We start from the raw sequence: 7,356 nt of genomic DNA, 5'->3' as shown, positions 1-7,356 counted from the left end.
TTTGTACTTATCAAATGCTAATGCAACCATTTCTTTAGATGACGGATAAAAAATTTCTGGATAAAAATTAAACTTTTTATCTGTTAAAACGTGTTGTAGTTTTAATGCCCCATCACCTATTAAATGAAGGTTTTCTGAAATTTTTTGGTAACTAGTATTATCTATTATTTCTGCTTTGGTGGCTCTTATTTCTTTATAATCTTTATTGTAAAATGCCGAAAAAACTTCCATTCGCCTTGCATCAATCATAGGAAGTATTATGCCGTTTTCTACAGTAATTTGTTTTGCTAAAACCTGCAGTGTATTTATAGCTATAAGCGGAATATTTAGTGCATAACACAACCCTTTTGCTGTAGAAACACCTATTCGTAAACCTGTATAAGAACCTGGACCTTTGCTAACTGCAACCGCACTTAATTGTTCAAATGCAAGTTGTGTTTCGTGTAAAATTTCGGCAATAAACAAATGCAATTTTTCGGCGTGAGAAAAATTTTCTGTTGCTAATTCTTTTACCATTAGTAAATTTTCATCTTTAGCAATAGCTACTGAACAATTTTTTGTTGCTGTTTCTATGTTTAAAATATAGCTCATAATAATGCAAAGCGCAAAAATACAATTATAAAAACAAAAAGCATAGAATTCTTATATTCTATGCTCTTTTAAAAAAACCTAATTAACTTAAATTACTTATTTTTAGTATTGCTTTCGGCTTCGGTTTCTATAGTATCGCCATTAGACAATTCTTTGGAAACCATGGTATATGGTCCAACGATGACTTCTTCGTCTTTCTTTAAGCCCGAACTAATTTCGATATTCGCATTATCTTGAATACCTGTTTTAACTACTCTAAGCTTTGCTTTGTTTCCTTGTTTTACAAATACACATTCGTATTTTTTATCGGGGTTATACGTTCCTTTTTGCTTTTCTTCTTCTTTTTCTATTTCAGCAACAATGTCTTTTTTAACCGATGTAGTATCGTCTTTTATAACAACTGCACTTATAGGAACCGCAATTATATTTTCTTTTCGTTTAGTAACAATATCTACTGTAGCCGTCATACCAGGTCTGAAAGGAGAATAGTTAGCTGGTTTTCCTTCTAATAAATCTTGGTACGATTCTTTAAGAATTCGAACTTTTACTTTAAAATTTGTAACCTGATCGGCTGTTAATGCACTACTGGCAGAATTAGAAATACTCGTAACTTCGCCTTTAAATTCTTTTTTTAAATAGGCATCTACTTCTATAGTTGCTTCATCGCCAATACTTACTTTTACAATATCATTTTCATTAACATCTACCTCAACTTCCATGTTGTTTAAATTGGCTACTCGTAATAATTCTGTTCCTGCCATTTGTTGCGTACCTAATACGCGCTCGCCTAATTCTACCGATAGTAACGATATGGTGCCATCTGCTGGGGCATAAATAGTAGTTCTTCCTAAATTATCTCTTGCTTCGGTTAACGATGCTGTTGCACTTTGTACGTTATAATACGCCGATTGTTTACTAGCAATGGCTACTTCGTATGTAGAAACCACTTTGTCCCATTCCGATTTTGAAATAATGCCTTTATCAAATAACATTTTATTTCTGTCGTAATTTGCTTTTGCTTCTTTAACTTGCGCTTCGGCTTGTGCTAAACCCGCTTTTGTAGTAGAAAGTGATGCCGCAGTGCGGTTTACACCCGATTCGTAAATGTCGGGGTTAATTTTAACCAGTAAATCACCTTTTTTAACTTGTTGTCCTTCTTTAATTGGTAAATCGATAATTTCGCCCGAAACTTCAGAGGAAATTTTAACTTCTACTTCAGGTTGAATTTTTCCAGTTGCCGAAACTGTTTCTACTATTGTTTGCGTAGTTACTTTTGCAATTTCAACTTTTTTAGACTCAACATTATTGCCTATTGTTCCTGATTTTTTTAACCAAATAAGTACGGCAATTAAAGCTACAATACTACCTAATACTATAACAATTCTTTTTTTAGACATAAATTAGTTTTTTTGAGTAATTGGAATTCCAAAATAATATTCTAGAATTTTTGTTTTAAAAATATAATCGTATTTAGCACGAATTAAATCGTTTTGAGCATTTTCGTAATTTAATTGCGATTGCATATAATCAAAACTATTCATGAGTCCTACATTGTATCGTTCTTGAGAAAATTGATAAGACATTTTTCGAGCATTAACAGTTTTTAAATTAGCGTCGTAATTTTTTTGAGCCGCCACTGCATTATTGTAGGCTTGGTAAACATTTCGTTCTAAATCTAATTCGGTTTGCTTTACCAAAAGTTCGCTTTTTTCGGCATTAATTTTAGCACGTTTTACACTCATTCTAGTAGAAAATCCGTTTAATATAGGCACATTTAGTTGTAACCCTATAGCCGTACCGTCTAATAAATACAATTGATCCACAAAATCTAACGGATTACTTTCCGACCATCGTGTGCTATAACCTACAAAACCCGAAAGCGTTGGCAAATAGCGAGTTTTTGCTAATTGTTCGTCTGTTTTTGAAATTTCATAATTAGATTGCGCTACTTTTACATCGTTTACCACATCTTTTGCTTTTTGGTAAATTGCGTTTGGCGTTTGCGCAAAAACTTGCGAAAACTCGGGTGCAAATTCTTGTTCTGCTATATCAAAATTAACATAATCTTCGAGCAATAAAAGTTGAGCTAATGCTATTTTGGCAAATGCTTCATTATTTTTTGCTGCAATTAATTGTTGCTCTTGGCTTGCTAAAGTAGCGTCAATTTCGTAAAGATCGCCTGCGGGCAACTGTCCTGCTTCTATTAAATCGGTTGTACGTTTTTTATTTTCTTTTGTTATTTTTAATTGATTTTCGACTAGTTTAATTTGCTCTTTTTGCACTAATATTTCGAGAAAACTATTAGCAACATTTAACGCAATGTCGTCTTTCATTTTAGCTAAACTATACGAAGCCGCCAAATTACTTAGCTTAGCTCTTTGTAGCGATTTCCAATTTGACAAACCGTTAAAAAGTGTAATACCCGAATTTACGTTTCCAGACATCGATTTAAACGTACTGTTTTCGAACTGATTGGTTGTTGGGTTAATATTAGCTCCTGTATTAATATTGTAACTTGCCGAACCACTTAACGATGGTAAAAAATTACCTAAAGCAAGTGTTTTATCTATTTTAGCATTTTCCCAATCTAACAACGATTGTTTTACGGAAACATTATTTTCTAATGCGTAATACACACAATCTTCTAGTGTCCACTTTTTAGTTTGCGCCCAACCAGTAATTGTTATCGCTAAAAAAAGTAGTGTTATTTTTTTGACAAACATTCTTAAAAAATCATTTTAGATTACCTATAAGACCTCTTTTTTTTAATTTTGTTACAACTTAATTTTAAAAATTTATTTTTGTACCCAAATATCATCATATATGAAATGGTTTGTCTTCTTTATTGCTTTTATTCTATTGTCTGTTTTTTTTATTTCTTGTTCGAGTACAAAAAATATTGAAGCATTAAAACCAACTCCTTCAGATGGAACGCCTGTTGTATATCAAAACAAAACTTCGTTTATAGGTTTGCCTGTTGAAATTACACTTAAAGACATTGAAAAGCAGCTTAATAAAAACTTACAAGGATTAATTTACAACGATTCTATATTAGATGATGATGCTACTGAAATGAAAATATGGAAATCGGGCACTATAGTTTTAAGCGAAAAAAACGATGAAATTGTATCGGAAATTCCGTTAAAAATTTGGGCAAAAGTAAAATATGGTACCGATTTTTTAGGGCTAAACGATACTAAAGAAATTTTTATGGACGGAGTAATTACCTTAAGTAGTAAAGTAAATTTAACCAACTGGAAACTCTACACCGTTTCGCGCTTAACAGATTATAAATGGAACCAAAGCCCTTCTATACTTGTAGCAGGAAAGGTTGTTCCTATAACCTATTTAGTAAATCCAACGCTTAGTTTATTTAAAAAAAGTATTGCTAAACAAATAGACAAAGCTATAGATGAAACTTGCGATTTTAAACCTTATGTTTTAAATGCTTTAGCCGAAGTAAGCAAACCTTTTTTAACGCACTATGAATATGAAACGTGGTTTAAACTTATTCCTATAGAAATTTATGCAACAGCAGCGGTTTTACAAAATGAAAAAATTACTATGGATATGGGGTTAAAATGCACCATGCAAACTATGGTAGGACAAGAACCCAAAAACAGCTTCGATAAGTCTAAAATAATTTTAAAACCGGTAACACGAATACCTAATAAGGCAGTAGTAGCTATAGCGGCTGTTTCTACCTATAAAAGTGCTTCGCGTGTGGTTACTAAAAATTTTAAAGGACAAGAGTTTGGCAGCGGAAGTAAAAAAGTAAGCGTTCAAAATGTAGAATTGTGGGAAAAAGAAGGTAAATTAATTATTGCTTTAGATTTACAAGGAAGCGTAAACGGTACTATTTATTTAACGGGTTATCCGCAATATAATACTACAACTAAAGAAATTTATTTTGACGATTTAAATTATGTTTTAAACACTAAAAATGTGTTGTTAAAATCGGCAAACTGGCTTTTACAAGGCACTGTTTTAAAAACTATTCAAGAAAATTGTCGCTATTCTATTGCCGAAAATTTAGCTGAAGGGAAATCGAGTTTTGAAGAATATCTTGATAATTATTCGCCTATGAAAGGTGTTTATGTAAACGGTACTATAAACGATATTGTTTTCGAAAAAATGGAAATTACAAACAAAGCCATAATTGCGTTTATTGAAACCTCTGGGGAAATTTCTGTAAAAATTGATGGAATAGATTAATTTTTTTTACCAACCTTAATTTTATAAACTGCATAAGCCGCAACAACCAATAATACATAAGGAATAACCATTAAAAAAACTATTCCGTTGTTAATACCTTCGGCTTGGGCTTGGGCTTCTTCTCCTTGTAACGAAGCTCTGCACATAGCACATTGTGAAGAAGAATAAAGAGAAAAAAACAAAGAGAAAAGAAGCAAAACACTTCGTATAATGCTCGATTTTCTATGTTCTATCTTATTTTCTAAATTACGCATAATAAGGAGCAATCATTAAATAAACCACTACACCCGTTATGGCAACATATAGCCAAATAGGGAACGTAATTTTGGCTATTTTTTTGTGTTTATCAAATCGTTGCGACAATGCTTTTACGTAGGTTATTAATACCAATGGAATAATAACGATAGAAAGTACAATGTGCGTAATTAAAATAAAGAAATATACATAACGAATTAAACCTTCGCCACCAAATTGTGTAGAATCGGAAGTCATATGATAGGCTACATACATAACCAAAAAAGAAACCGAACAAGCAATTGCTAGTTTCATTAAATTTTCGTGCAGCTTTCTATTTCCTTTTTTAATGGCAACTACTGCCGCTATTAAAACTACAGCGGTTAATGCGTTAATGGTGGCATAAATAGGCGGTAAAAACGATAATGGCGTTACATTATAACCCATTTTTCGCAAATTAACACCAAACAATAATGCTACTACAAGTGGAATAGCAATGGATACTACAATAATTAATTTGTTGTATTTGGTTTCTAAATCGGTATTTTTCATTATTCTTTTAAAAGTTTTTTAATATCTTCTTTTAGCATTTTAACACTTTCGGTTTCAGTTCCGTCATAATACAAAATAGGATTATTGAACTCATCGGTTCTACAACGTATAGTTCCGTTTTTATCTATTAAGGCAAACAAACCCGAGTGCTCAAAACCACCAAGCGCTTTGTTATTTTGGTCGGCATAAATTTTAAAACCCTTGTTTGCTAAATCGTAAATATAGTTTTTATCGCCTGTAAGCATATTCCAATTTGGAATTTTTACACCTAACATTTCGGCATGCTCTTTTAATACTTGCGGCGTATCATTTTCGGGATTAATGGTAATAGATGCAATACCAAATTGTTTTTCATTGTAAAAAGCATCTTGCAATTGCAACATATTAGCATTCATTTTTGGGCAAATAGTGGGACAGGTAGAAAAGAAAAATTCTAGCACATAAACTTTCCCTAAATAATCGTTATTGGTAATGGTTTTTCCGTTTTGATTGGTTAATTTAAATTTAGGTGCTGGGCCTATTTCATATAAATCTGCTTTTGTAAAATAACGGCTTTTAACTTCTTTTACGGTCCAAATTCCAAAAATTAAGACCACAAATGCTACACCAATGTAGGCTTTATCTTTCATTTTGATTATTTTGTTGTTGTTCTTTAATTTTATCTCTAAAACTATCTTTTCGTTCGTTGTTTTTCTTTAATGCCAAGCGATATTCGCGAAGAATAATTTTTACATCGTCTGACATTTCGTTGTGCAAATCGGCTGCCGATATTGTATTATAACTTTCTTTATATTCTTGTTCTCCTTTTTTATTTTCGCCTTTTCTTCCTCTGTGGTTTAATTCTTTATCAATAATCATAACCATAGGTGTTCCCGCTGTTTCGTCTAATTTACCTTGCAAGTTATAGGAGTTATAATAATTTTTAATATTTTCTTTTGTTGTAAAAACAAAATGCCATCCGCCTAAATCTTCAGACAAACCTTTAAGTTGGTTTAAAATATTTTGGCATTCTTTTTCGGTACCTAACGGAGCTATCATTACAAGTTGAAAATCTTTAAAGCCAAAGTATTTGTTGTATATTTTTTGGTTTAAATTGAATAAATTTCCTTTATTTAAAGAAACGCTATCGCCTACAAATCCTAAAATCGTAATTTTATTTTTAAGTTGTACGGCTTCTCCATTTAAAGAAGTCCAATTTGTGGGTATTTCGTTATTGTTTTTAGAAATAGTGGGTAGAAATAACGAATTATGCTTTGCTGTTGCAAAAATTAAATAGGTAAGAATAGGAAAAACAAACAGGAATAATAAAACAATTTTGTTTTTTTTCATTGTTTAAAATTTGATGTTACAAAATTACAAAAAAAAATCCCGATTAAATCGGGATTTCATTTGATTTTATTGGCTTAAAAATTCCATTTTATTGTTCCAGTATGGTTCATTACTTCAAAAATATGAGTTGATTCTATTAGTAAAATAGTTACCAAATAAAGTATTAAAAAACAAACTGTCCATACAATAGAACGACGAAACCATTTATTTTCGCCTTCCATGTGCATAAACGCCCATACAATATAATAGGCTTTTACTAATGTTAATATAATGAATATCCAGTTTAGCAGGCTAGTTCCTAAAAAATTGGTTGTGTGAAGGCTTTCTGGTTTTAAAATTCCTAAAGCAACTTCTACAATAGTAATTATAGATAAGATTCCGAAAACTGTCCAGATTCTTTTTGTGTGCGATTCGTGTGCGTGTGCCATAATTTTT

9 protein-coding genes are annotated in these 7,356 nt (G+C 31.5%); 1 reads left to right on the top strand and 8 read right to left on the bottom strand.

The window, feature by feature from the left end; translation table 11 throughout:
- The 3 genes from tsaB to R2808_RS07385 all read right to left on the bottom strand — a co-directional run.
- Positions 1 to 591, bottom strand: a 591-nt coding sequence (tsaB, locus tag R2808_RS07395; protein ID WP_371270330.1) for a tRNA (adenosine(37)-N6)-threonylcarbamoyltransferase complex dimerization subunit type 1 TsaB, incomplete at its 3' end; no start/stop codon positions are given.
- A 92-nt stretch (positions 592 to 683) separates the two neighbouring features.
- Positions 684 to 1,988 carry an efflux RND transporter periplasmic adaptor subunit gene (locus tag R2808_RS07390; RefSeq protein ID WP_371270329.1) on the bottom strand — a complete coding sequence of 435 codons (1,305 nt, stop codon included), beginning with the start codon at positions 1,986 to 1,988 and terminating at the stop codon, positions 684 to 686.
- 3 nt (positions 1,989 to 1,991) lie between these two features.
- Positions 1,992 to 3,314, bottom strand: coding sequence for a TolC family protein (locus tag R2808_RS07385; RefSeq protein ID WP_371270328.1), 1,323 nt, complete (start codon positions 3,312 to 3,314; stop codon positions 1,992 to 1,994).
- A 100-nt stretch (positions 3,315 to 3,414) separates the two neighbouring features.
- On the opposite strand from R2808_RS07385, the gene R2808_RS07380 reads away from it, so the two are divergent.
- The gene (locus R2808_RS07380) at positions 3,415 to 4,806 is read left to right on the top strand and encodes a DUF4403 family protein (RefSeq protein WP_371270327.1); all 1,392 of its coding nucleotides are present in this window, start codon (positions 3,415 to 3,417) and stop codon (positions 4,804 to 4,806) included.
- On the opposite strand, the gene R2808_RS07375 is transcribed toward R2808_RS07380, so the two are convergent.
- From R2808_RS07375 to R2808_RS07355, 5 genes are all read right to left on the bottom strand, one after another.
- Complete coding sequence (locus R2808_RS07375) at positions 4,803 to 5,060, bottom strand: hypothetical protein (RefSeq protein ID WP_371270326.1); 258 nt, start codon at positions 5,058 to 5,060, stop codon at positions 4,803 to 4,805. The genes R2808_RS07380 and R2808_RS07375 overlap by 4 nt on opposite strands.
- On the bottom strand, positions 5,053 to 5,592 hold the full coding sequence (locus tag R2808_RS07370) for a DUF420 domain-containing protein (RefSeq protein ID WP_371270325.1): 540 nt from the start codon (positions 5,590 to 5,592) through the stop codon (positions 5,053 to 5,055). Before R2808_RS07370 ends, R2808_RS07375 begins: the two co-directional genes overlap by 8 nt.
- Positions 5,592 to 6,221 (bottom strand): SCO family protein, encoded by a 630-nt coding sequence (locus tag R2808_RS07365; RefSeq protein ID WP_371270324.1) that lies wholly within the window; start codon positions 6,219 to 6,221, stop codon positions 5,592 to 5,594. The genes R2808_RS07370 and R2808_RS07365 overlap by 1 nt, the downstream gene beginning before the upstream one ends.
- Positions 6,211 to 6,921: a hypothetical protein gene (locus tag R2808_RS07360; RefSeq protein WP_371270323.1), complete on the bottom strand. Its 711-nt coding sequence runs from the start codon at positions 6,919 to 6,921 to the stop codon at positions 6,211 to 6,213. The genes R2808_RS07365 and R2808_RS07360 overlap by 11 nt, the downstream gene beginning before the upstream one ends.
- 74 nt (positions 6,922 to 6,995) lie before the next feature.
- Positions 6,996 to 7,349 carry a cytochrome C oxidase subunit IV family protein gene (locus tag R2808_RS07355; RefSeq protein WP_371270322.1) on the bottom strand — a complete coding sequence of 118 codons (354 nt, stop codon included), beginning with the start codon at positions 7,347 to 7,349 and terminating at the stop codon, positions 6,996 to 6,998.
- Between the last annotated feature and the right edge of the window lie 7 nt (positions 7,350 to 7,356).

The organism is Flavobacterium sp. (genome assembly GCF_041392005.1).
In the GTDB taxonomy this organism is placed as follows: domain Bacteria; phylum Bacteroidota; class Bacteroidia; order Flavobacteriales; family Flavobacteriaceae; genus Flavobacterium.
The sequence above is the reverse complement of the archived record's forward strand: the minus strand, read 5'-3'. Positions and strand labels throughout refer to the sequence as shown.

Coding starts and splice junctions, on each gene's coding strand:
- R2808_RS07390 (WP_371270329.1), bottom strand. CDS start 1,988: ATGTCTAAAAAAAGAATTGTTATAGTATTAGGTAGTATTGTAGCTTTA.
- R2808_RS07385 (WP_371270328.1), bottom strand. CDS start 3,314: ATGTTTGTCAAAAAAATAACACTACTTTTTTTAGCGATAACAATTACT.
- R2808_RS07380 (WP_371270327.1), top strand. CDS start 3,415: ATGAAATGGTTTGTCTTCTTTATTGCTTTTATTCTATTGTCTGTTTTT.
- R2808_RS07375 (WP_371270326.1), bottom strand. CDS start 5,060: ATGCGTAATTTAGAAAATAAGATAGAACATAGAAAATCGAGCATTATA.
- R2808_RS07370 (WP_371270325.1), bottom strand. CDS start 5,592: ATGAAAAATACCGATTTAGAAACCAAATACAACAAATTAATTATTGTA.
- R2808_RS07365 (WP_371270324.1), bottom strand. CDS start 6,221: ATGAAAGATAAAGCCTACATTGGTGTAGCATTTGTGGTCTTAATTTTT.
- R2808_RS07360 (WP_371270323.1), bottom strand. CDS start 6,921: ATGAAAAAAAACAAAATTGTTTTATTATTCCTGTTTGTTTTTCCTATT.
- R2808_RS07355 (WP_371270322.1), bottom strand. CDS start 7,349: ATGGCACACGCACACGAATCGCACACAAAAAGAATCTGGACAGTTTTC.